Below are 25,030 nucleotides of genomic sequence, written 5' to 3'. Positions count from 1 at the left end.
ACCCCCAGGAGCCCCGACCGTGCAGCAGCCACCGGAGCAGTCCGCCGCGGGCCACCGCCCGCCGGCGCAGCCGACCCCCGGCACACCCGCGGTCGGCCCCCAGCGCACCCCCTCCCCCTCCCCCGCGGCAGCGCCGCGGGCCGGGCAGTCGGAGCGCGAGGCGACGGCGGTCGGCCGGCTCGCCGGCACCGTCGAGCGGCTGAGGCTGGAGCTGGACCGGGCCCAGGCCCACGCGGCCGGCCGCGCGGTGGTCGAGATGGCCGTCGGCGTCCTCGTCGAACGCCTGCGGTGCGGGCCCACCGAGGCGGCCAGGCAGCTGGAGCTGCTCGCCGAACAGTCCGGCACGTCGCTCCTGGCGCTCGCCGCCGACCTGGTCAACCAGTCCGCCGCGGACGAGATCTCCTCGCTCGCCCGCAGCTTCGTCGCCGGCGCCGCCGCTCCGTCGACGGACGCGCCGTCGCCGGAGCCGGTGGCCGTCCGGCTCCGCAGCACCGAGGCGGACCTGCTCTCCGGCGGCGACGCGGCGGCGGCCGCGCGGTCCATGCTGGAGCACGCGCTGCGTCCCCTGCGCGTGGCGGCCGTCGCGATCTGGGCCGCCCATCCCGACCTCTCGCTCTCCCTGGCCGGAAGCGCCGGCTTCCACGAGGAGGAGTCCCGCCGCTGGCGCCACGTCCCCCCGGGCGTGCCCACCCCGGCCCGCCGGGCCCTGGACGAGCGCTCCGCCGTCGGCTACCCGACGCTCGCCGACGCCTCGCTGCCGTCGATCGGACAGCACGACATCCGCGGCGGGCGGCTCGCCGTCCCGGCCGGCCGGGGCGGCCGGCTCATCGGCGTCCTGGAGATCTGCTGGCACGACGCGCTGCCGGAGCAGTCCCAGTCGCTCCAGCGGCAGTTCGAGGCGCTCGCGGAGCTGGCGGCCGCCACCCTGGAGACCTGGAACGGCCAGGAGCTGCCCGGCCCGGATCCGGCCGACCGGCAGTTCGGCGAACTGCGGCAGCTGGTCGACGGGCTCCTCGACCCCTGCATGGTCCTGCGGCTGTCCCCCGAGGGCGACGACCAGCTGCCGAGGTTCGCGATCCGGCACGTCAACCCCGCCTTCGTCGACTTCGCCGGCCGGCCCACCGGTGCCATAGCGGGCGCCCCGCTGCTGGAGGCGTACCCCCTGGCGGCCGAACCGGGCGGGCTGGCGGAGAAGGTCGAGCACGTCTTCGCCACCGGCGAGCCCTTCCGCACCCACGACATGCGGCTGGCGGCCCTGGTCGACGGCGTGCCGCTGACCACCCGGGCCCAGGTCAGCATCAGCCGGCACGGCACCCACCTGGCGGTGGTCTGGCGCCTCGGCGACGGCACCCCGCGGGTCGCCCGGCTGCTGCAGCACGCCCAGCGGCTCGGCCGCATCGGCGGGTTCGAGGAGAACCTGGGCACCCGTCAGATCGCCTGGAACGAGACCCTGTTCGAGCTGCACGGGCTGCCGCCCGGCTCCCAGCCGATCGCCCTGGGGCAGCTGGCCGAGCACGCCCACCCGGACGACCGGCACACCATCGGACGGTTCCTGCGCACCCTGCTGCACCACCGGCGGCCGGCCTCCACCTCCTTCCGCCTCCAGCGCCCCGACGGCGTCACCCGCCACATCCGGGTGGTGGCGGAGCCGGTGCCCGGCCCCGACAGCAGCCTGCCGATCGTCCGCGGCGCCTACCAGGACATCTCCGCCCAGCACTGGACCGAGGTCGCCCTGGCCGCGACCCGCGACCAGCTGGCCCAGAGCGAGCAGCAGGCGGCGGAACGCAGCCGGCTGGCCCTCCAGCTCCAGCACGCCATCATGCCCCCCGCCCGGGGGCCGCTGGACCTGCACGACCTGCACGTCGCCGTCCGCTACCGCCCGGCCGAGAAGGACCACCTGGTCGGCGGCGACTGGTACGACGCGCTGGCCCTGCCCTCGGGGGACGTCCTGCTGTGCGTGGGCGACGTCTCCGGGCACGGCATCGAGGCGGCCACCGGGATGGTCGCGCTGCGCAACGCCCTGCGCGGGCTGGCCGCCACCGGTGCCGGGCCGGCCCAGCTGCTGAGCTGGCTCAACAGCGTCACCCACCACCTCACCGACAACGTCACCGCCACCGCGGTGTGCGGGCTGTACGCGCCCGGGAGCGGCAGGCTCCGCTGGGCCCGGGCCGGCCATCCGCCGCCGGTCCTGCTGCGCGCGGGGCGGGCGGCCGTCCTCCCGCAGCTGGGCGGCATCCTGCTCGGCGCCGTGGACCAGGCGGACTACGAGGAGGGCGAGCTGCTGCTGGAGGCGGGCGACACCCTGGTGATGTACACCGACGGGCTGATCGAGCGTCGCGACGAGTCCCTCCAGGCCTCGCTGACCAGCCTGACGGGACTGGTCGAGCAGGCGCACGGCGGCGCGGCCGCGGGCGTCGACGGGCTCCAGGACCAGCTGGACCACCTGCTGCGGTACAGCAGCGCCGACACGGACGACGACACCTGCCTGGTCGGGGTGGCCGTCCGCTAGGGCGTGTCCGACAGTTCTCGCCGGGTGCGCGGCGAACTGTCAGACACGCCCGGGGCCCGTCGTCGAAGCCCTCGGGCGGGGGTTCGACGACGGGCCCCCAGGCGGGCCGTCAGGCGGCGAGTGGCGGGCGGTAGACCGTGAGCGCGGCCGGGCGCTTGGACAGCCGCAGCGGGCCGCCGGCGGGGACGCTCTCGCCGTCGACGGCGATCCGGTCGGCGTCGCCGAGGAAGTCCAGCTCCAGGGCGCCCAGTCGGGCGGTCCGGTACACCCGTGAGCGGTGCAGGGTGCCGGACAGGAACGCGGCGGCCAGCCGGGTGCGGGCGAAGGGACGGCTGCCGTCGACCACCCGGACGTCGAGCTTTCCGTCCGCCAGGGCGGCGCGGTGGGTCGGGGCGAACCCCGCCGGCTCGTACGCCCCGTTGCCGGCGAAGAGCAGCCACACGCGGTGCGGCCGGCCGCCGGCGCGCACGGTGACCGGCTCCGCCGTCGGCAGCAGCCTGGCGACGGCCACCGCCAGGGCCGGCCACTTGCCGATGCGCTTCTCCAACGCCTCCCGCTGGTGGACCAGTTCGGGATAGATGCCGAGGCTGAAGGTGTTCACGAAGGTCCGGGTGCCGGTGCCGTCGGTGGCCAGGCCGAGGTCCACCCCGACGGCGGTGCCGGCCTCGACCGCCTCGGCGGTGGCCTCGTGGGTGGTGGCGCCGAGGTCGAGCGCGAAGTGGTTGAGGGTGCCGCCGGGGAACACCGCCAGCGGCAGCCCGCGTTCGACGGCCAGGCCGGCGGCCAGGTTGACGCTGCCGTCCCCGCCGCACACCCCGAGCGCGCCGCCGGCCCGGCCCGCCCGGTCGGCGGCCTCGGCCAGCAGTTTCGCCAGGTCGTCGTCCGGCCCGCACACCCGGATGTCCGCCTCCGGCAGCAGGGCGCGCAGCGTGCCGGCCGTCTCCTCGGGTCCCTCGGCCAGCAGGGCGCCGCTTCCGGAGCCGGAGTTGACCACCACCGACAGCCCCCTGCCGCCCGGCAGGGCCGGTGCCGGGAGGGTGGCCGGGGCCGCCGGCGGCGGGGCGTCCGAGGCGCGCGGCCACCAGCGCAGGGTGGTGGCCGCGGCGCCCGCGCCCAGGGCCGCGCCCGCGAGGACGTCACCGGGGTAGTGCACGCCGGTGTAGACGCGGGAGAACGCCACCGCCGCCGCGACCGGCGCGACCGCCGCGCCCAGCAGCGGCGACTCGATCGCCACACCGGTGGCGAAGGCGGCCGCGGAGGCCGCGTGGCCGGAGGGGAAGGAGGTGGTGACGGGCTGCCTCAGCAGCCGGCGCAGCGCCGGCACGCCGTCCAGCACCGGGCGCGGGCGGCGGGTGGCGTGCTTGGCGACGGTGTTGGCGGTGGCCGAGGCGATGGCGAGGGCTCCGATGCCCCGCAGGGCCGCGCGCCGCCCGCGGCGTCCGCCGACCGTGCCGAGGACGGCGGCGGTGGCCGTCCAGAGCACCCCGTGGTCGGCGGCCCGGCTCAGCGCCCGCAGCCACGGGCGGGCGCCGTGCAGCGGGGCGGCCGCGACGCGGTCGAACAGGGCCCGGTCGATCGTGTCCAGTCGTGTGGTCCCCAGTCGTTTCATCCGACGAGCCTAAACGAGGCGGGCCCGCTGCCCCGGGGAGGCGGCCGCCCGGTGTGTTCCCGGACGGACGGTCCGGGCCGGGCGGACGGCGGGCCACGGCGGGGCGGGTACCGGGCCCCGGGGAGCTCAGGCCGGGGCGGAGGTGGAGATCGCCAGCAGCTTCGTCACCGAGCCGTCGTCCCCGGGGACGTCGCGCAGGTGGCGGAAGCCGATCCGCCGGCACATCGCCAGGCTGGGGGTGTTCTCCGCGCCCACCATGCCGTAGACCTCGTCGACCCCCAGCTCCTCGCCGGCGTAGCGGACCAGGCCGAGCACGACCTCGGTGCCCAGGCCCCGGCCCCAGAACTCCGGGGCCAGCGCGGTGACCAGCTCGTGGCCGTCGACGTTGCCGGTCCGTTTGACCTCGGCGTGGCCCGCGTACGCGCCGTCCAGCCACAGGCCCCAGATGTCGAAGAGGTTCTGCGGGTAGACGTCGGTCAGGATCGCGCGGAACAGCGTGCGGATGTCCGGCTCGGGCACGAGGTCCTGGCCCATCCAGCGGCAGACGTCCTCGTTGCGGAGCAGGGAGACGAAGGCCTCCTCGTCCTCCGGCCGGTAGGGGATGAACTCCAGGTGTTCGGTGCGCAGTCGAGGGGTCACGGTGCTCTCCTCAGGGGTGGTGGCGGTTCGGTGGTGCGGTGGCCGGGACGGGGCCGGCCGGTGCGGCCGCGGCCGGCTGCCCGTCCCCGCGGCCGTCAGGCTCCGGCGCCCTCCATGCGCTCGCGCAGGCTCTTCGGGCGCATGTCGGTCCAGACCTCGTCGACGTAGGCGGTGCACTCGGCCTCGGTGCCCTCGGTGCCGACGGGCTGCCAGCCGGCCGGTACCTCCAGGTCGGCGGGCCAGAGGGAGTACTGCTCCTCGTCGTTGCGCAGCACCTGGTAGCGGGTGTTCTCGTCCATGTCGGGCTCCTTCGTCGGTCGTCGGTCGATCTCGGCGGTCACGGGTCGTCGGACGTGGGTGTCGGACGCGGGTGTCGGACGCGGGTCGTCTGTCGCGGGGTCCTCGGTCGTCGGCGGCGGCGGCCGGGCCGGGGCGGGCGGTCGGGTCACCGTCCCTCCCGGGCGTGCCGGGCGATCCACCGCAGGGCGGCGGCGAACTCCTCGGCCGCCCGGCGCACGGCCGCGGTGTCGTGGAGCGCCGGCCGGTGGTGCCAGGTGAAGGCGAGGCGTCCGTCCTGGGCCGCGCCGACCACCTCCAGCGGGTGGGAGCCGCCGTCCCGGGGGTCGTGGTCCTGGCCGAAGGAGCCGAGCTCGGCGCGGACCAGGCCGTCGCCGGCCGCCTCGGGCCGGGCGTCCCACTGGCCGAGGTAGTTGAAGACCACCTCGCCGTGGCCGCCGCCCGCCAGGCGCTCGCGGACCTCGGGTGTGCCGAAGGTGCGCAGGGCGCCGTAGCCCAGGCCGTTGCCGGGCACCGCGCGCAGCCGGCGGCGGACGGACTTCACCAGGGCGCGCCAGTCGCGGCCCTGGTCGGGCCCGGCCGGGTCGGGGACGTGGAGGGTGACGGGGTGGACGGTGGTGAACCAGCCGACCGTGCGGGACAGGTCGACGCCGTCCAGCAGGTCCTCCCGGCCGTGCCCTTCGAGGTCCAGCCCGACCACCTCCCGGCCGCTCCAGCGGGCCAGGGCGAGGGCGAGGGCCGCCAGCAGCACGTCGTTGACCCGGGTGCGGTAGGCGGCGGGGGCGGCGCGCAGCAGCGCCTCGGTGTCGGCCTCGTCGAGTTCGACGCCGACCGCCGCCCGCTCGCCGTCGTCGGGCCCGGCCGGGGCATCGGGCCGGGCCGGGGCGCCGGGCAGGGCCGTGCGGGCCTTCGACGCCTCTTCCCAGTACGGGAGTTCGTGGTCCAGGCCGCCCTCGGCGACGTGCGCGGCGAGCCGCCGTGCCCAGTCCCGGAACGAGGTGCTGCGCTCCCCCAGGGTGATCGCCTCGCCCCGGACGGCCTGCCGGTGGGCGCTCTCCAGGTCGTCGCGCAGCACCCGCCAGGAGACGGCGTCGACGACCAGGTGGTGGGCGACCAGGAGCAGCAGGGCCGGGTGCTCCGGGTGGCCGGTGAACAGGGCGGCGCGCAGCAGCGGGCCGCGGGCGAGGTCGAAGCCGGCGTGGAGTTCGTCGGCGGCCTTGGCCATGGCCGCGTCGGCGGCCTCGGTGCCCTGGCCGGTGAGGTCGTGGCAGACGAGGAGGTCCTCGGCGGGGGCGGGCGGCGGGTTGAACTGGCGCCAGCCGGCCGCGTCGCGGGTGAAGCGCATCCGCAGGGCGTCGTGGTGCTCCAGCAGGGCGTCGAGTGCGGCGCGCAGCGCCGTCGGGTCGGGCTCGGCGGGGAGTTCGAGCAGGGTGGACTGGTTGAAGTGGTGGTGGGCCGCGCGCGGGGTGGTCAGGAACCACTCCTGGATGGGGGTGAGCGGGACGTCGCCGGTGACCGGTCCGTCGTCCGCGCGGTCGGCGGCGGCGCGCACGACGGTGGCGAGCTCGGCCACCGTCTGGTGGCTGAACAGGTCCCTGGTGGCCAGGTGCAGGCCGTCGCGGCGCAGCCGGGACACCACCTGCATGCTGAGGATGGAGTCGCCGCCGAGCAGGAAGAAGTTGTCGTCGGCGCCGACGGCGCCGAGGCCGAGGACGTCGGCCCAGATCCGGGCGATCCGGCGTTCCAGGTCGCTCTGCGGGGCCCGGCCGGGGCCGGCCGGGGCCTGGACCGGTCCGGGGTCGGGCAGGGCCCGCCGGTCGAGCTTGCCGTTGGGGGTGAGCGGGAGGCGCTCCAGGGGGACGAAGACGGCGGGGACGAGGTGCGCCGGCAGCGACTCGGCCAGGTGGAGGCGCAGGTCGAGGGCGGGGGCGCCGTGGGCCGGGTCGGCGGGGACGACGTAGCCGACCAGCCGTGCGCCGCCCGGTCCGTCGGAGCGGACGGTGACGACGGCGTCGCGCACCAGGGGGCTGCGGCGCAGGGCGCTCTCGATCTCCCCCGGCTCGATCCGGAAGCCGCGCAGCTTGATCTGCTGGTCCGCGCGCCCGGCGAACCGCAGCTGCCCGTCGGCGTCGCGGCGCACGAGGTCCCCGGTGCGGTACATCCGGTCGCCGGGGGCGCCGTACGGGTCGGGCAGGAAGCGCTGGGCGGTCAGGCCGGGGCGGCCGAGGTAGCCGCGGGCGAGGCCGGGGCCGGCCAGGTGGAGCTCGCCGGTGACGCCGGGCGGCACCGGGCGCAGCGCGCTGTCCAGCACGTACGCGCGGGTGGCGGCGCTGGGGCGGCCGATGGCGGGGCTGCCGGTGCCGGGGGCCAGCGGGCCGGTCCAGGTGGCGACGACGGTGGCCTCGGTGGGGCCGTAGGAGTTGACCATCCGCCGGCCGGGGGCCCAGGTGTCGACCAGGTCGGCCGGGCAGGCCTCGGCGCCGACGACCAGGGTGCGCAGCTCGGGCAGGGCGGCGGCGGTCCGCGGCTCCACGGTGGCGAGCGCCGCCGGGGGGATCAGGGTGTGGGTGATCCGGCGTGCGGCGAGCACCTCGGCGAGCCGTTCGCCGACCAGCGGGCCCTCCTCGCCGGTGACCAGGGCGGCGCCGGAGAGCAGGGAGATGCACAGCTCCAGCACGGAGGCGTCGAAGCTGGGCGAGGCGAACTGGAGCACCCGGTCGCCGGGGCCGACGGCGTACTGCTCGGCGGCCGCGGCCGCGAAGGCGGCGAGCCCGGCGTGGGTCACCAGGACGCCCTTGGGGGTGCCGGTCGAGCCGGAGGTGTAGACGGCGTAGGCCGGGTGGGCGGGGGTCAGGGGGCTGGTGCGGTCGGCGTCGGTGGGCGCGGTGTCCGGCCCCTCGGCGGCCCAGACCTCGTCCGGGTCGTCGAGCACCAGGTGGGCGGCGGCGTCGCGGACCATGAACTCCCGCCGGGGCGCCGGGTAGTCCGGGTCGACGGGGAGGAAGGCGCCGCCGGCCTTGGCGACGGCGAGCTGGGCGACGACCGCGGCGGCCGAGCGGGGCAGCGCGAGGGCGACCAGCCGCTCCGGTCCGACGCCGCGGCCGATCAGCCGGTGGGCCAGCCGGTTGGCGGCCCGGTCCAGCTCGGCGTAGCTCAGCTGCCGTCCGCCGTCGAGCAGGGCCGGGGCGTCGGGGGTGGCGGCGGCCCGGCGTTCGAACAGTTCGGGCAGGGTCGCCTCGGGCACCGGGCGGAAGCCGCCGTGCGGCTCGGCGGGCGGTGCGTCCGGATCGGCCAGCGGCAGCGCGCCGACGGCGCGGCCCGGGTCCTCGGCGACGGCGGTGAGCAGGATCGCGAGCTGGTCGGCCATCCGTTCGACGGTGGACGGGTCGAACAGGTCGGTGTCGTACGTGAACAGCCCGTGCAGCGCGCCGTCGGCGGTCTCGACGAACTCCAGCACCAGTTCGAAGGCCGTCCGTACCGCGTCGGTCTCGATGCCGGTCACGTCCAGGCCCGGCAGGTCGAGCTCGGCGGACGGCGCGTTCTGGAGCACCACGTGGACCTGGAAGAGCGGGCTGCGGCTGGTGTCGCGCACCGGCTGGACCTCGTCGACCACCTTCTCGAAGGGGACGTCCTGGTGGGCGAAGGCGTCCAGGACGGTCTGCCGCACCTCGCCGAGCAGGGCCTCGAAGGGCTGGTCGGGCTCCACCCGGGAGCGCAGCACCAGGGTGTTGACGAAGAATCCGACCAGCCGCTGGATCTCGGGCCGGTGCCGGCCGGAGGTGATCGTGCCGACGGTGATGTCGCTCTCCCCGCAGAGCCGGGCCAGGTAGGCCTGGGCGGCGGCGACGAGGGTGGTGAACAGCGTGGCGCCGCGCTGACGGCCGACCTCGGCCAGCCGGCGGGCGGTGTCGGCGGGCAGCTCCAGCCGGACGGTGGCGGCGTTGGCGGCGCCCGCGGTGCGCACCGCGGGCCGGGGCCGGTCGGTGGGCAGCAGTGGCGGTACCACCCCGGCCAGCCGGCGCTTCCAGTAGGCGAGCTGGTCCGCGGTGGGCGCCCCGGTGGTGCGCTGCCAGTGGGCGTAGTCCGCGTACTGCACCGGCAGCGGCGCCAACTCGCCTTCCTCGGCGCCGAGTTCGGCGCGGTAGAAGTGCGCCAGGTCGGCGAGCAGCACGCCGCTGGACCAGCCGTCGGTGACCATGTGGTGCAGGGTCAGCGCCAGCACGTGGTCGCGGTCGGCCAGCCGGACCAGGGCGGCCCGCAGCAGGGGCCCGCGGCGCAGGTCGAAGGGGCGGGCGCGTTCGGCGGCGAGCAGCTCGCGCAGGGCCCGCGGCCGGTCGTCGGCGGGCCGGTCGGCGAGGTCGAAGCGGGGCAGCGGGACGTCCGTCGGCGGGTGGACGAGCTGGACGCCGTGGCCGTCCACGCTGTCGAAGGTGGTGCGCAGCGACTCGTGCCGGGCCGTCAGGGCGTCCAGGGCGGCGCCGAGGGCGCCGGGGTCGAGCGGGCCGCGCAGCCGCAGCGCGAGCGCGACGTTCTCGGCGACGCCGGGCGTGAACTCCTCCAGGAACCACAGGCGCTGCTGGGCGTGGGACATCGGGGCGGCGCCGTCGCGGGCGACCGGGAGCACCGGCGGGCGGGCCGGGGCGCCGGCCTCCTCGGTGAGCAGCCGGGCCAGGGCGGCCGGGGTGGGGTGGTCGAAGACGGCGCGCGGGCCGAGCTCGGTGCCGAAGGCCTCGGCGAGGCGGGCGGCGAGCCGGATGCTGAGGATGGAGTCGCCGCCGAGCTCGAAGAAGCCCTCGTCCGTGCCGGGCGGGCGGATGCCGAGGACCTCGGCGAAGACCTCGGCGGTGCGGTGTTCGGCGGCGGTGCGCGGTTCGACCCGGGCGCGGCGAGCGCCGGCCCGCTCCTCGGGCGCCGGGAGGGCGGCGCGGTCGACCTTGCCGTTGCGGCTCAGCGGGAGGGCGTCGAGCGGGACGAAGGCGGCCGGGACGAGGTAGTCCGGCAGGGTGCGGGCGGCGAACTCCCGCAGCTCCGCGGGGTCGACGGGGCCGACCGGGTAGGCGACCAGCCGGCGGGCGCCGGGCCGGTCCTCGCGGACGACCACGGCGACGTCGACGACTCCCGGGTGGGCGGCGAGCGCGGCCTCCGCCTCGGCGGGCTCGACCCGGAAGCCGCGGATCTTCACCTGGTCGTCGGCGCGGCCGAGGAACTCGACGGTGCCGTCGGCGCGGCGCCGGGCGAGATCCCCGGTGCGGTACATCCGGGTGCCGGGCGGGCCGGAGGGGTCGGCGAGGAAGCGGGCGGCGGTGGCGCCGGGGCGGCCCAGGTAGCCGCGGGCCACGCCCTCGCCGGCCAGGTAGAGCTCGCCGGCGCAGCCGGGCGGGACGGGCCGCAGCCGGGCGTCCAGGACGTGCGCCCGCCGGTCGTCCAGCGGGCGGCCGATCGGGACGGTGCCGGGCACCGCCGCGGCGTCCGCCAGGGCGTGGGCGGTGGCGAAGGTGGTGGTCTCGGTGGGGCCGTACCCGTCCACCACGGTCAGCCCGGGGCAGGCCGCCAGGACGCGGCGCACGGCGGCGGCGGGCACCACGTCGCCGCCGGTCCACAGCGTCCGCAGGCCGGTGAAGCAGTCCGGGGCGTCCTGGGCGAGCAGGCGGAAGAGGCCGGCGGTGAGCCAGAGCGCGGTGGGGCCCCCGGGGCCGGCCAGGCGGCGCAGCAGCGCGGCGTCCACCGGGCCGTCGGGGGCGACGAGCACGCAGCCGCCGTTCAGCAGCGGGGCCCACACCTCGAAGGTGGCGGCGTCGAAGGCGACCGGCGAGTGCAGCAGCACCCGGTCGCAGCGGCCGTCGGCGAAACGGCTGTCGGTGGCCAGCGAGGCCACGTCGCGGTGCCGCACGGCGACGGCCTTGGGCTCGCCGGTGGAGCCGGAGGTGTACATCACGTAGGCCAGCCGGTCCGGGTCGGCGGGCGGCAGGTCGGGGACGGCCGGGCCCGCCGGGACGTCGGCGACCTGCCCGGCGGTGAGGGTGCGGGCCGCGCCGGCCCGTGCCAGCAGGGTGCGGCGGCGCTCCTCGGGGGCGCGCAGGTCGACGGGCAGGTAGGCGCCGCCCGCCTTGAGGACGGCGAGCTGGGCGACGACGAGTTCGGTGCCGCGGTCCATCGCGAGGGCGACCGGCTCCTCGGGGGCGAGGCCCTCGGCGAGCAGCCGGGCGGCCAGCCGGTCGGACCAGTCGTCGAGCGCGCGGTAGCTCAGTTCGCGCCCGCCGTCGCGCACCGCGGGGGCGTCGGGGGTGCGGCGGACGCGTTCGGCGAAGATCGGCAGCGGGCTGCTCGGCGCCGGCGGGCGGGCGGTGGCGTGCCAGGCGGCGAGCAGTTCGCGGTCGGCCGCGGTGAGCGGGTCGAGCGCGTCCAGGTCGCCGTCGAGGCCGTCGGCGAGGGCGGTGAGCAGCAGGGCGAGGCGGTCGGCGGCGTCCCCGGCGGTGCGCGGGTCGAACAGCGCCGGGTCGTACGCGAGGTCGAAGGCGAGCTGCCCGCTGAGGTGGGCGCGCAGGCACCACGGGAAGGTGGTGGCGTCGTCCGCGCGCACCTCGACCACCCGCACGCCGGTGCGCTCCGCCGCGGACTCGTCGACGGGGTAGTTCTCGAAGACCAGCATGCTGTCGAACAGGGCCTCCCCGGCGGGCAGTTCGCTCAGGGCCTGGATGCGGGGCAGGGCCAGGTGGTCGTGGCGGCGGCCGTCGCTCTGCCGGTCCTGGAGGTCGCGCAGCCAGGGCAGCACGCCGCCGGAGGGCAGCCGGACGCGGCACGGCACGGTGTTGATGAACAGGCCGACCATCGTCTCGACGCCGGGCAGTTCGGCCGGGCGCCCGGAGACGGTGGTGCCGAAGACCACGTCCCGGGTGCCGCCGTAGCGGCCCAGCAGCAGCGCCCAGGCGCCCTCGACCACGGTGTTGACGGTCAGTCCGGCGGCGGCGGCGTTCTCCCGCAGCCGGGTGGACAGGGCCTCGTCCAGGGTGCGGTGGACGGCGGCGGTGGAGCGGGCGCGGTGGGCCCCGGCCGGGCGGCGGTCGTAGGGCAGCGCGGTGCGTTCGGTGAAGCCGGCCAGCGCGGTGCTCCAGTGCTCCTCAGCGGCCCGCCCGTCCTGCTCGCGCAGCCAGGCCAGGAAGTCCGCGAACGGGCGCCGGACGGGGCGGGGCGCCTGCGGGCCGCCGGTCAGCGCCGCGTACTCCTCGCAGACCTCGGTGAGCAGCTGCCCGGTGCTCCAGCCGTCCAGGATCACGTGGTGGGTGGACCAGAGCAGCAGCACCTCCCGGCCGGGCAGCGCGGCCAGCACCAGCCGGGTGAGCGGCGCGGTGCCGAGGTCGAGGCCGGCGGCGCGCTCCTCGGCGAGCAGCCGCTCGGTCTCCTCGGCGCGCCGCTCGGGCGGCAGGGCCCGCCAGTCCAGGTGGCGGACGGGCAGGGCGGCGCGGCGGGCGACCACCTGGACGGGGTGCGGCAGGCCGCGCCAGTGGACGGCGGTGCGCAGCGCCGGCGTGCGGTCGGCGACCAGCTGCCAGGCCTCGGCGAAGGCGGCCGGGTCGGCGACGCCGGCCAGCCGGACGGCGATCCGGTCCACGTAGGCGCCGTCCCCGTCGACCAGGCCGTGGAAGAGCATCCCGGACTGCAGCGGGGTGAGCGGCAGCACGTCCTCGGCCTCGCGGCCGTCGCCGACCAGGGCGTCCAGCCGCTCCTGGTCGAGGCCGGCCAGCGGGAAGTCGGACGGGGTGCGCCCGCCGGCGCCGGGGGCGGCGCAGTGCTCGGCCAGCTCGCGCAGCGCCTGGAGGGTCTGCTCGGCGAGGCCGCGGACGGTGTCCTCGTCGTACACCCCCGCGGGGTACGTCCAGCCCAGTTCGAGCCGGCCGTCCTGGACGGCGCCGACGACGTCCAGCAGGTAGGGGCGGGGCTCGTCGGGGTCGGTGTCCCGGCCCGCCGGGGGCAGCGAGCCGCGCACCAGCCCGTCGGCGGCGGCGCGGGTGTCCCACTGGCCGTGGTAGTTGAAGCCGATCCGCGGGGCGTTGCCGGCCGGCAGGGCGGACGGGCGCAGGTGGCGCAGGGCGCCGTGGCCCAGTCCGCGCAGCGGGACGGCGCGCAGCTGCTCCTTGACCGAGCGCAGGGTGGTGTGCCAGCCGGCCTCCGGGTCCACCCGCAGGGCGAGCGGGAACTCGGCGGTGAACCAGCCGACGGTGCGGGAGAGGTCCTGGTCCGCGAAGAGGTCCTCGCGGCCGTGGCCCTCCACCCCGACCAGCACCGTGTCCCGGCCGCACCAGCGGGCCAGGGTGCGGCCGAGCGCGCTCAGCAGCACGTCGTTGACCTGGGTGCGGTAGACCTCCGGGACGCGGCGCAGCAGCGCGTCGGTGGTCGCCCCGTCCAGGGCCACGGTGACGGTGGCGGCGGTGCCGTGGGTGTTGGGGCCGGGCCGCCCGGGGGGCAGTGCGGCCGGGGCCTCGCCGGTGCGGGTCCAGTACCCGGCGTCGCCGTCGAGGGCTCCGGAGCGGGTGTGCCGCTCCAGGCGGGCGGCCCACCGGGCGTAGGAGGTGCCCGGCTTCGGCAGGGTGACGGGGGCGCCGGTGCGGGCGGCGCGGTGGGCCGTCTCCAGGTCGGCGAGCAGGATGCGCCAGGAGACGCCGTCCACGGCCAGGTGGTGGACGGTCAGCACGAGCTGGCCGGGCCGCTCGGCGCCGGCGTCGAAGAACAGGGCGTGCAGCATCCGGCCCCGGAGCGGGTCCAGGGAGCGCTGGGCCTGCTCGGCGGCCCGCTGCACCTGGTCCTCCGCGGCGCCCCGGTGGTGGGTGAAGAGGCCGTCCGGCGCCTGCGCCAGGACCTCCTGGTGCCAGCCGTTCCCGTCGTGGCGGAAGCGGGTGCGCAGCGCCGGGTGGTGCTCCGCCAGGGCGAGCACGGCCCGCCGCAGCGCGTCGGGGTCGGTCCCCGGGGCGAGCGCCAGGCGCTGGGTCATGGTGAAGCGCAGTGCGTCGCCGGGGCGGCGCCCGTCGAGGTACCAGTGCTGGATCGGGGTGAGCGGGGCCTGGGCGGGCTCGGCCTCGTCGGCTTCCGTCCGCGCGGCCGGCTCCCCGGCGCACAGGGCGAGTTCGGCGACGTTCTGGTAGCGGAAGACGTCCTTGGTGGTGAGGGCGAGCCCGGCGGCGCGGGCCCGGGAGACGATCTGGATGCTGAGGATGGAGTCCCCGCCCAGGGCGAAGAAGTTGTCCCGGGCGCCGACCCGCTCGACGCCCAGCACCTCGGCCCAGATCGCGGCGAGCCGCTCCTCGGTGCCGGGGCGCGGGGCGACGTACGGGGTGGTGCGGTCCGGCTGGGCGGGCGGCGCGGGCAGGGCGCGCCGGTCGGTCTTGCCGCTGGTGGTGCGCGGGATGCGGGCGAGCGGGACGAACGCGGTGGGCACCAGGTGGTCGGGCAGGGTGCGGCGCAGCCAGGCCCGCAGGTCCTCGGCGGACGGCACCCGGGGCCCGGCCGGCACCGGGTAGCCGACCAGGACGGCCCGGCCGCCCTGCTCGCGGGCGGCCACCGCGCAGTCGGCGAGGTCGGGGTGGGCCAGCAGGGCGGCCTCGACCTCGCCGGGCTCGATCCGGAAGCCGCGGATCTTGACCTGGTCGTCGGCCCGGCCGAGGAACTCCAGCACGCCGTCGGCCGTCCAGCGGGCCAGGTCGCCGGTGCGGTACATCCGGGTGCCGGGGGCGCCGTACGGGTCGGCGGGGAAGCGGGTGGCGGTCAGCCCGGGCCGGTCGAGGTAGCCGCGGGCGACCTGCCGGCCGGCGAGGTAGAGCTCGCCGGGCATGCCGGGCGGCACCGGGCGCAGCGCGGCGTCGAGCACGTAGGCGGTGACGCCGCGGCCCGGGCAGCCGATCACCGGGCGCCCGGGGTGGTCGGCGCAGCGGGCGTAGGCGGCGTCGACGGTGCACTCGGTGGGCCCGTACAGGTTGTAGACGGTGACGCCGAGTCCGTCCCGGGCGGCGGCCAGGTCCCGCCAGGTGGCGGCGGGGATCGCCTCGCCGCCGAGCTGGAGCAGCCGTGGGTGGTGCGCGGCGGGGCCGAACAGCCCGGCAGCGGTGAGTTCGCGCAGGTAGGACGGGGTCACGTTGACCACGTCGAGGCGCTGCTCGACGATCCGGGCGCAGAAGGCCGCCGGGTCCAGCCGGACGTCCTCGTCGATCAGGTGGAGCTCCTGGCCGCAGGCCAGCAGCAGCGGGCCCTCCCAGCTGGTGTCGAAGGAGAGGGAGGCGCTGAGCGCGACCTTCAGCCGGCGGCCGTCGGCGGTGTGCGGGGCGAGCATCCCCTCCCGGTGGTCGCGGCAGAGGTTGACCAGCTGGCGGTGCTCGACGACGACGCCCTTGGGGCGGCCGGTGGAGCCGGAGGTGTGGATGAGGTAGGCGGCGTGCCCGGGCAGCAGCGGGGCGGTCCGCTCGGCGTCGGTCAGGTCGTGGCCGGGTAGGGCGTCCCAGGGCACCTCGCGCAGGGCCTGCTCGGTGAGCACGGTGCGCGGCCGGGTGTCGGCGAGCAGCAGGGCGGCCCGCTCCTCGGGCAGGTCCGGGTCGACGAACTGGAGGACGGCCCCGGCCTTGAGCACCGCGAACAGGGCGACCACCAGCTCGGAGGTGCGCGGCAGCCGGACGGCGACCACCTGCTCCGGGCCGGCGCCGAGGGCGGCCAGGTGGCGGGCGAGCCGGTTGGCCCGGGCGTTGAGGGCGGCGTAGTCCAGGGCGGTGTCCCGGGCGACGAGGGCGGTGGCGTCCGGGGTGGCGGCGGCCTGCTCCTCGAACAGGGCGGTGAAGGTGGTGTCCGCGCCGGGCAGCGGCTCGCCCCGGCCCTGCGCCAGGACCTGCCGCCGCTCGTCCGCGCTCATCAGCGGCAGGTCGCCGACGGGGGTCCGCGGCGCCTCGGCGACGGCGGCCAGCAGGGTGGTCAGCCGGTCGGCGAGCTGTTCGGCGGTCCGCGCGTCGAACAGGCCGGTGCTGTACTCCAGGTAGCCGGTCAGGCCGTCCTCGTGCTCGGCGAAGTCGAAGGACAGGTCGAAGGCGGCGTTGCGGACCGGCGGGGTGACGGCCTCGACCGTCAGGCCGGGCAGCGGGGGCGTCCGCGCGCCGAGGTTGTGCAGCGCCACCATCACCTGGAACAGCGGGGTGCGGCTGGTGTCGCGCTCCGGCTGGAGGGCGTCCACCAGCCGTTCGAAGGGCACCTCCTGGTGGGCGAGGGCGTCCAGCACGGTGGCCCGGGCGGCGGTCAGCAGCTCGTGGAAGGGCTGTTCGGGCCGGACGGTCCCGCGCAGCACCAGGGTGTTGACGAACATGCCGACCACGTCGTGGAGTTCGCCCTGCTCGCGGCCGGAGGTGACGGTGCCGACGGCCACGTCCGACTGCCCGGACCAGCGGGCCAGCAGCACCTGGCAGGCCGCCAGCAGGACGGTGTACAGGGTGGTGTCGGCCTCCCGGCCGCGCTCGCGCAGCCGGGCGGTCAGCGCGGCGGGCAGCGCGAAGGCCACCAGCGCGCCCTCCCGGGTGCGCACGGCCGGACGCGGCCGGTCGGTGGGCAGCTCCAGCGGGGCGAGGCCGTCCAGGGCGCGCCGCCAGTGCTCCAGGTCGGCCTCGGCGGCCGCGGTGCGGCTGCGCTGCCAGGCCGCGTAGTCGGTGTACCGGACGGGCAGCGCGGGCAGCCGCGGGCCGCGGCCTTCGAGGGCGGCGGCGTACAGCTCGCCGAGGTCGCGGCCGAGCACGCCCATCGACCAGCCGTCGGTGGCGATGTGGTGCACCGCCAGGGCGAGGACGTGCTCGTCGGGGGCGGTGCGGAACAGCCGGGCGCGCAGCACCGGCCCGTTCTCCAGGTCGAAGGGGGTCGCGGCGAGCCGCTCCAGGTGGGCGTCCAGCTCCGCGGCGGGCAGGTCGGTGCGGGGCAGCTCGACGGGGTGCGGCGGGCGCACCACCTGCCGGGCCCGGCCGTCCCGTTCGGCGTAGGTGGTGCGCAGCGCCTCGTGCCGGGCGACCAGCGCGTCCAGCGCGGTGCCGAGCGCGGTCCGGTCGAGGGCCCCGCGCAGCCGCAGCACGGACAGCGAGGTGTACTCGGTGCTGCCGGGTTCGAAGCGGTCGAGGAACCAGAGCCGCTGCTGGGCGTAGGAGAGCGGGGGCTCGGCGGCCGGGTCGGCGGCGGGGATGACGGCCGGTGCGGCGCCCGGGCCGCACTCGCCGAGCGCCCGGGCGAGGTCGGCGAGCACGGGGTGGGTGAACAGCAGCCGGGGCGAGAGCTCGGCGGAGCCGAAGGCGGCGCGCAGCCGGGCGGTGACCCGCACGGCGAGGATGGAGTCCCCGCCGAGGGCGAAGAAGTCGTCCTCGGCGCCGACCTCCCCGGTGTCCAGGACCTCCGTCCACGCCTCGGCGACTAGCCGCTCGGCGGGGGTGCGGGGCGCGGTGCGCGCGGGGCCGGCCGCGAAGCCGTCCGGGCCGGGCGCGGGCAGGGCGCGCCGGTCGAGCTTGCCGTTGGGGGTCAGCGGCAGGGCGGCCAGCGGGACGTAGGCGGCGGGCACCAGGTAGGCGGGCAGCCGCCGTTCCAGGTGGGCGCGCAGCTCGGCGGCGGCCGGGGGCCGCGCCGGGTCCTCGCCGACGACGTGGGCGACCAGCCGGCGGGTGCCGGAGGCGTCCTGGTGGACGCCGACGGTGGCCAGGGCGACGCCGGGGTGGGCCCGCAGGGCGGCCTCGATCTCGCCGGGCTCGATCCGGTAGCCGCGGATCTTGACCTGCTGGTCGGCGCGGCCGAGGTAGCGCAGGGTGCCGTCGGGCTGCCGGCGGGCGCGGTCGCCGGTGCGGTACATCCGGGTGCCGGGGGCGCCGAACGGGTCGGCGAGGAAGCGGGTGGCGGTCAGCCCGGGCCGGTGGAGGTAGCCGCGGGCCAGGCCCTCGCCCGCGACGTACAGTTCGCCGACGGCGCCGGGGGGCACCGGGGCGAGGTCGCCGTCGAGCGCGTAGAGCCGCAGGTCGGCGATGCCGGTGCCGATCGGGCCGGGGCCGCCGGCGGTGGCGGCCGCGGTGGCCCGGTCCAGCTCGGCGTGGGTGACGTGCACGGTGGTCTCGGTGATGCCGTACATGTTCACCAGGCGCGGCGCGTCCTCGGGGTGGCGCGCGTACCAGTCGGCGAGGAGGGCGACGTCCAGCGCCTCGCCGCCGAAGACGACGGTGCGCAGCGCCAGCCGGGCGGAGACCTCCGGGAGCCCGGCGTCGGCGCGGGCCAGCTGGTGGAACGCGGACGGGGTCTGGTTGAGGACGGTGACCTGCTCCTCGGCGAGCAGCCGCAGGAAGTCCTCCGGGGAGCGGGCGGTGTCCTCGGGCACCACGACGAGCCGGCCGCCGTGCAGCAGCGGGCCCCACAGCTCCCAGACCGAGAAGTCGAAGGTGTAGGAGTGGAAGAGCGTCCAGACGTCCCCGGCGCCGAAGCCGAGCCGCTCCCGGGTCTGCTCGAACAGCCGGACCACGTTGGCGTGCGGCACCACGACGCCCTTGGGGCGGCCGGTGGAGCCCGAGGTGAAGATGGCGTAGGCGGGGTTGTCGGGCAGCGGGCGGTGCCCGGCGCCGAGCGGGCCCGCCGGGCGGCGGGCCAGGTCGGCGCGGACCCGCGGGTCGGCCAGGGCGAGGACGGGGATCCCGACGCCGTCCGGCTCCCCGGTCGTCACCAGGACCACCGGGGCGGCGTCGCGCAGCAGTTCGGCGCGGCGTTCGGCGGGCAGGCCCGGGTCGAGCGGCAGGTAGGCGGCACCGGTCTTGAGGACGGCGAGGACGGCGACCACCAGCTCGGTGCTCCGCGGCAGCGCCAGGGCGACGTAGCGCTCGGGGGCGGCGCCGTACTCGGCCAGCCGGTGGGCCAGCCGGTCGGCCCGGGCGTCCAGTTCGGCGTAGTCGAGGCGTTCCGTGCCGCAGCTGACCGCCTCGGCGTGCGGGGTGCGGGCGGCCTGGGCGGCGAACAGCTCGGGCAGGGTGCGCGCGGGCCGGCCCTGGGCGGTGCCGTTCCACTCGACCAGCAGCCGGTGCCGCTCCTCGGCGGTGGTCCAGGCCAGTGCGCGCAGCGGGCGGTCCAGCCCGGCGGCCAGCTCGGTGAGCAGCAGGCGCAGCCGCTCGGCGAGGGTGCGGACGGTCGCGGCGTCGAACAGCCCGGGGTCGTAGGCGAGGTCGAAGCCGACCTGCCCGCCCTGGTAGGCGCGCAGCACCAGCGGGAAGTTGGTGGCGTCCCGGGAGGAGACCTCGGCCAGGCGGATCCCGGTGCCGGCGGCCCGGGCGTCGTCGAAGGGGTAGTTCTCGAAGGCGACGATGCTCTCGAACAGGGCGCTGCCGGCCGGGACGTCGCTGTAGCCGGTGAGCTCGGCGAGCGAGACCGCCGCGTGCCGGCGGGCCTCGGCCTGGCCGTCCTGCAGTTCGCGCAGCCAGTCGGCGGCGGTGCGGGCGCCGTCCACCCGGACGCGGGTGGGCAGGGTGTTGATGAACATGCCGATCATCGACTCGACGCCGGGCAGCTCCTCGGGCCGGCCGGAGACGGTGGTGCCGAACAGCACGTCCGGCTCGCCGCTGTAGCGGGACAGCAGCAGCGCCCAGGCGCCCTGCACCACGGTGCCGAGGGTCAGCCCGGCGCGGCGGGCGGTCAGCGCGAGCTCCTCGGAGGCCTGTTCGGACAGGGCGGCGCTGTGGCGGCCGGCCGAGCGGGCGCGGTGGGCCCCGTGCCGGACGCGGTCGACGGGCAGCGGGGTCGCGGTGGCGAAGCCGTCCAGGACGGACCGCCAGTGGGCGCGGGCGGCCCCGGTGTCCTGCCCGGCCAGCCAGTGGACGTAGTCCGCGAAGGGCCGGCGCACCGCGGGGGCGGGGGCGCCGCCGGTGGTGAGCGCCGCGTACTCGGCGAACACGTCGGTGAGCACCTGGGCGAGGCTCCAGCCGTCCAGGACCAGGTGGTGGGAGGTCCACAGCAGGTGGAGCCGGGCCTCGGGCAGGCGCACCAGGGTGAGCCGGGTGAGCGGGGCGGTGGCGATGTCCAGGCCGAGCGCGAGGTCCTCGGCCCGCAGCCGGGCCAGCCGTTCGGCGTGCTCGGCCGGGTCGACGGCCCGCAGGTCCAGGTGGGTGACGGGCAGCCGCACGGCGCGGCGCACGACCTGGAGCGGGGCGGGCACGCCCTCCCAGACCACCGAGGTGCGCAGTGCGGGGGTGCGGTCGGCGACCCGCTGCCAGGCCAGGGCGAGGGCCTGGGGGTCGGCGACGCCCTCCAGCAGCAGCGAGGCCTGGTCCAGGTAGACGTCGTCCTCGCCGCCGACCAGCCGGTGGAAGAGCATGCCCTCCTGGAGCGGGGTGAGCGGCAGCAGGTCGGCGACGTCCCGGCCGTCGCCGACGAGCCGGTCCAGCGCGGCCTGGTCGAGGCCGGCCAGCGGGAAGTCGGAGGGGGTGCGGCCGCCGGCGCCGGGGCTCGCGCAGTGCTCGACGACGGCGCGCAGCGCGTCCGCGGTGGCCTCGGCCAGCGCGCGGACGGTCTCCCGGCGGTGCGCCTGGTCGCTGTAGTGCCAGGTGAGTTCCAGCTCGCCGTCGGCGACGACGGCGGAGACGTCGAGCAGGTGGGTCAGCGGCTCGTCCGGGGCGAGGTCGCGGCCGGGGGCCTGCCCGGCGGGGGCGAAGTCGCCGCCCTCGGGGGCGCTCCACTGGCCGTGGTAGGTGAAGCAGACCTGCGGCAGCGGCACCTCCCGCAGGGCGGCGGCGCCGGGGGCGGGCGAGCCGAGCCGGCCGAGCGCCTCGTAGCCGAGGCCGCGGCGGGGCACCGCCCGCAGCCGCTCCTTGACCTGTTTGAGGGTGGCGGCCCAGTCGGCGGCCCGGGGCACGTCCAGGGTGACGGGGTACTGGGCGGTGAACCAGCCGACGGTGCGCGACAGGTCGAGGCCGTCGAAGAGGTCCTCGCGGCCGTGCCCCTCCAGGGCGACGGTGACCCTCCCGCTGCCGGTCCAGTCGGCGAGGGCCCGGCCCAGCGCGCTGAGCAGCACGTCGTTGACCTGGGTGCGGTAGACCTCGGGGACCTGGCGCAGCAGCGCCGCGGTGGTGTCCCCGTCCAGGCGGGTGCGCAGGGTGCGCACCGAGCCGGCGGTGGGGGTGCCGGGCAGGTCGACGGGCAGCGGCGCGGCGGGGGCGGCGGCCTCGGCGCGCCAGTGCGGCAGGTCCGCGTCCAGGCCGCCGGAGCGCACCAGTTCGGCCAGGCGGTGGGCCCAGTCGGTGAACGCGGTGGGCTCGGGCGCCGGGGCCGGGTCGCCGCCCGCGGCGGCCCGCCGGTAGGCCTCGGGCAGCTCGGCGAGCAGCACCCGCCAGGAGACGCTGTCCACGGCGAGGTGGTGGGCGGTCAGGAACAGCTGGGGGCGGGCGCCGTCGGCGGCCCGGAACAGCACGGCGCGCAGCAGGGCGCCGGTGGCCGGGTCGAGTGCGGCGCGGGCGGCCTCGGCGGCCGCCTCCCGGTCCGCACCCGGGGCGAGGGCGCTCAGCAGGGGGCCGGCGTCCGCGGCCGGCTCCTGGCGCCAGCCGTCGGCGGTGCGGGTGAAGCGGGTGCGCAGCGCCGGGTGGGCGGCCACCAGCGCGGCCAGCGCGCGGCCCAGCGCCGCCTCGTCCGTGCCGTGCGGCAGGTCGAGCAGCATCGACATGGTGAAGTGCCGCAGCGGGCCGTGGGCGGCGAAGAACCACTCCTGGACGGGGGTCAGCGGGGCGGGGCCGTCCGGGTGGCGCGGGCCGGGGGCCGCGGCGGGGGCGTCGGCGGTGCGGGCGGCGGCGGCCAGGTCGGCGACGGTCTGGTGGCGGAAGACGTCCTGGGAGCCGATCCGCAGGCCGGCCGCGCGGGCCCGGGAGACGGCCTGGATGCTCAGGATCGAGTCGCCGCCGAGTTCGAAGAAGTTGTCGGTGACGCCGACCCGGGGCACGCCCAGCACCTCGGCCCAGATCGCGGCGAGGGCCTCCTCCTCGGGGGTGCGCGGGGCGGTGTACTCCCCCTGCGGCACGTCGGCGCCGGGGGCGGGCAGGGCGCGGCGGTCGAGCTTGCCGCTGGTGCCGAGCGGCAGCGCGTCGAGCACGGTGAAGGAGGAGGGCACCAGGTGGTCGGGCAGGACGCGGCGCAGGGCCGCGCGCAGCTCGGCGGCGGGGCGGGCGGCGCCCTCGGCGAGGACCAGGTAGGCGGCCAGCCGGGCCTGGCCGTGGGCGTCGGGGACGGCGGCCACGGCGGCGGCGCGGACCTCGGGCAGCTCCAGCAGGGCGGCCTCGATCTCGCCGGGCTCGATCCGGTGGCCGCGCACCTTGACCTGGTCGTCGGCGCGGCCGAGGTACTCCAGGCGCCCGTCGGCCGTCCACCGGGCGAGGTCGCCGGTGCGGTACATCCGGCTGCCCGGGGGCCCGTACGGGTCGGCGGTGAAGCGGGCGGCGGTCAGCCCGGGGCGGCCGGCGTAGCCGCGGGCGACCTGCTCGCCGGCGAGGTGGAGTTCGCCGCTCACCCCGGGCGGCACCGGGCGCAGCCGCCCGTCCAGCACGTAGGCGCGGACGTTGGGCAGCGGGCGGCCCACCAGCGGCCGGTCGCCGCCGTCGATCCGGCAGGCCAGCGCGTCCACGGTGCACTCGGTGGGGCCGTAGTAGTTGTAGGCGGCGAGCCCGGGGCGGGCGGCGAGCTCGCGCCAGAGCCGGGGGGCGAGCGCCTCGCCGCCGAGCATCAGCACCCGGGGGCGGTGGCGGGGGTCGTCGAGCAGCCCGGCGGGCAGCAGCTGGCGCAGGTAGGAGGGGGTGAGGTCGAGGAAGTCGATCCGGTGGCGCACGACGTACTCGACCAGGGCGGCCGGGTCCATCCGGGTGGTCTCGTCGACCAGGTGCAGCGGGTGGCCGTCGGCCAGCAGCAGCAGGCCCTCCAGCGAGGTGTCGAAGGAGAACGAGGCGGTCAGCGCGACGTTCAGCGGCCCGCCGCCGGCATCGGCGACGAAGCCGGCGCGGTGGGCGGCGAGCAGGTGGGCCAGGGCGCGGTGCGGGACGGCGACGCCCTTGGGGCGGCCGGTGGAGCCGGAGGTGTAGAGCACGTACGCGGTGGTCGCGGGGTCCGGCGGGGCGAGCGGGGCGGTGTCGCCGGGGTCGGGGGCGGGCAGGGCGCGCAGCGTCTCCTCGTCCAGCAGCAGGGCCGGGCGGGCGTCCTCCAGCAGGTAGCGCACGCGCTCCTCGGGCAGCGCCGGGTCCAGCGGCAGGTAGCCGGCGCCGGCCTTCCAGACCGCGAGGACGGCCACCACCAGGTCGGCGGTGCGCGGCAGCCGCAGCGCGACCAGCCGTTCGGGGCCGGCGCCGCGGGCGATCAGCTGCCGGGCGAGCCGGTCGGCGCGGGCCTCCAGGGCTGCGTGGTCGAGCCGCTCCTCCCCCGCGACCAGGGCGAGGGCGTGCGGGGTCAGGGCGGCCCGGCGCCGGAGCAGTTCGGGGTGGCCGACGGCTTCCACGGGCAGCGCGGTGGCGTTCCAGTCCCGGGTGACCTGCTCGCTCTCCCGGGCGGAGAGCAGCGGCAGGGTGGCGAGCGGGCGGTCCGGCTCGGCGGCGGCGCCCTCCAGCAGCCGTAGCAGCTGGTCGGCGGCGCGGCGGGCGGTGGCGGCGTCGAAGAGGTCGGCGCGGTACTCCAGGACGCCGGTGAGCGCCTCGCCGTCGGGGACGAACTCCACGCTGAGGTCGAAGGTGGCGGCCTGCCGCGGGACGGTGACGGGCGCGGTGGCGAGTCCGTGCGGGGCTGCGGCCGCGGGCGGGGCCGGGTGCAGCAGCACCAGCACGTCGAACAGCGGGTTGCGGCCGGCCTCGCGGGGCGCGCCGACCGCCTCGACGAGCCGCTCGAACGGCGTCTCGCCGTGGGCGAGGGCGTCGTTGCCGGTCTCGGTGGCGGCCGCGAGCAGCTCGCGGAAGGAGGCCCCGAGCGCCACCCGGGTGCGCAGCACCACGGTGTTGACGAAGCAGCCGACGGCCCGTTCCAGCTCGGTGCGGGTGCGCCCGGCCGTCAGGGAGCCGACGGTGACGTCCTCCTGGCCGGACCAGCGGGCCAGCAGCGCCTGGGTGCCGGCCACCAGGGCGGTGTTGAGGGTGCCCTGCTGCTCGGCGGCGAGCTCGCGCAGCCGGGCGGTGAGCGGCGCGGGGACGGTGAAGGTGTGCAGGGCGCCGGGGCCGGCCTCCTCGCCGCGCCGCGGGTGGTCCAGCGGCAGGTCGGGCGGCACCGCGCCGGCCAGCTTCTCCCGCCAGTGGGCGAGCTGGCGCTCCAGCCGTTCGCCGGAGAGCCGCTCGCGCTGCCAGAGCGCGAAGTCCGGGTACTGGGTGGCGACGTCGGGCAGCTCGGGCTCGGCGCCGCGGGCCAGCGCGTCGTACGCGGTGCACAGCTCGTCCAGCACGACGCCCATCGACCAGCCGTCGGTGACGATGTGGTGGGCGGTCAGCTGCAGGACGTGCGCCCCGGGTGCCTCGGCGACCAGCAGGGCGCGCAGCAGCGGGCCGTGCGCGAGGTCGAAGGGCCGGGAGTACTCCCGGAGCAGGACCGCGTCCAGGTCCTCGCCCTCGGCCGGGGCGCGGAGCGGCAGCTCCACCGGCGCGGCGGGGTGGACGGTCTGCACCGGGCGCCCGTCGTGCTCCGCGAAGGTGGTGCGTAGCGCCTCGTGGCGGGCCACCACGGCGGTCAGCGCGGCGGCGAGCGCCGTGCGGTCCAGCGCTCCGGTGAACCGGACGGCGACGGCGCTGTTGTAGCGGGCGTCCCCGGGGCGCAGCCGGTCCAGGAACCAGAGCCGCTGCTGGACGAAGGAGGGCGGCAGCGGGCCGGAGCGGTCGGCGCGCGGGATGGCCCGCTCGGCGGCGGGCAGGGCGCTGCCGGCCCGGCCGGCCAGGCGTTGGCGCAGGGCCTCGCGCAGGTCGGCGGGCAGGGCGGCGGCGCGGTCGTGCTTCGAAGTCGTCATGGTC

5 protein-coding genes are annotated in these 25,030 nt (G+C 77.7%); 1 reads left to right on the top strand and 4 read right to left on the bottom strand.

The features are described from left to right. The first annotated feature begins 19 nt into the window (after positions 1-19). Positions 20-2,509: a SpoIIE family protein phosphatase gene (locus ACH5AR_RS29945; RefSeq protein WP_396304663.1), complete on the top strand. Its 2,490-nt coding sequence runs from the start codon at positions 20-22 to the stop codon at positions 2,507-2,509. A gap of 109 nt (positions 2,510-2,618) precedes the next feature. Here ACH5AR_RS29945 and ACH5AR_RS29940 read toward each other — a convergent pair whose 3' ends face one another. The 4 genes from ACH5AR_RS29940 to ACH5AR_RS29925 all read right to left on the bottom strand — a co-directional run bounded on the left by ACH5AR_RS29940 (position 2,619) and on the right by ACH5AR_RS29925 (position 25,026). Continuing rightward, positions 2,619-4,118, bottom strand: a complete 1,500-nt coding sequence (locus ACH5AR_RS29940; protein WP_396304662.1) for a bifunctional phosphatase PAP2/diacylglycerol kinase family protein — start codon at positions 4,116-4,118, stop codon at positions 2,619-2,621. Between the two features lie 126 nt (positions 4,119-4,244). Further along, positions 4,245-4,757, bottom strand: a complete 513-nt coding sequence (locus ACH5AR_RS29935) for a GNAT family N-acetyltransferase (protein ID WP_396304661.1) — start codon at positions 4,755-4,757, stop codon at positions 4,245-4,247. Positions 4,758-4,852: 95 nt separating this feature from the next. Continuing rightward, on the bottom strand, positions 4,853-5,056 hold the full coding sequence (locus tag ACH5AR_RS29930) for an MbtH family protein (protein WP_396304660.1): 204 nt from the start codon (positions 5,054-5,056) through the stop codon (positions 4,853-4,855). Positions 5,057-5,202: 146 nt separating this feature from the next. Beyond that, on the bottom strand, positions 5,203-25,026 hold the full coding sequence (locus tag ACH5AR_RS29925) for a non-ribosomal peptide synthase/polyketide synthase (RefSeq protein ID WP_396304659.1): 19,824 nt from the start codon (positions 25,024-25,026) through the stop codon (positions 5,203-5,205). Positions 25,027-25,030 lie beyond the last annotated feature (4 nt).

Source organism: Kitasatospora sp. NPDC018619, assembly GCF_044391605.1.
In the GTDB taxonomy this organism is placed as follows: Bacteria; Actinomycetota; Actinomycetes; order Streptomycetales; family Streptomycetaceae; genus Kitasatospora.
The sequence above is the reverse complement of the archived record's forward strand: the minus strand, read 5'-3'. Positions and strand labels throughout refer to the sequence as shown.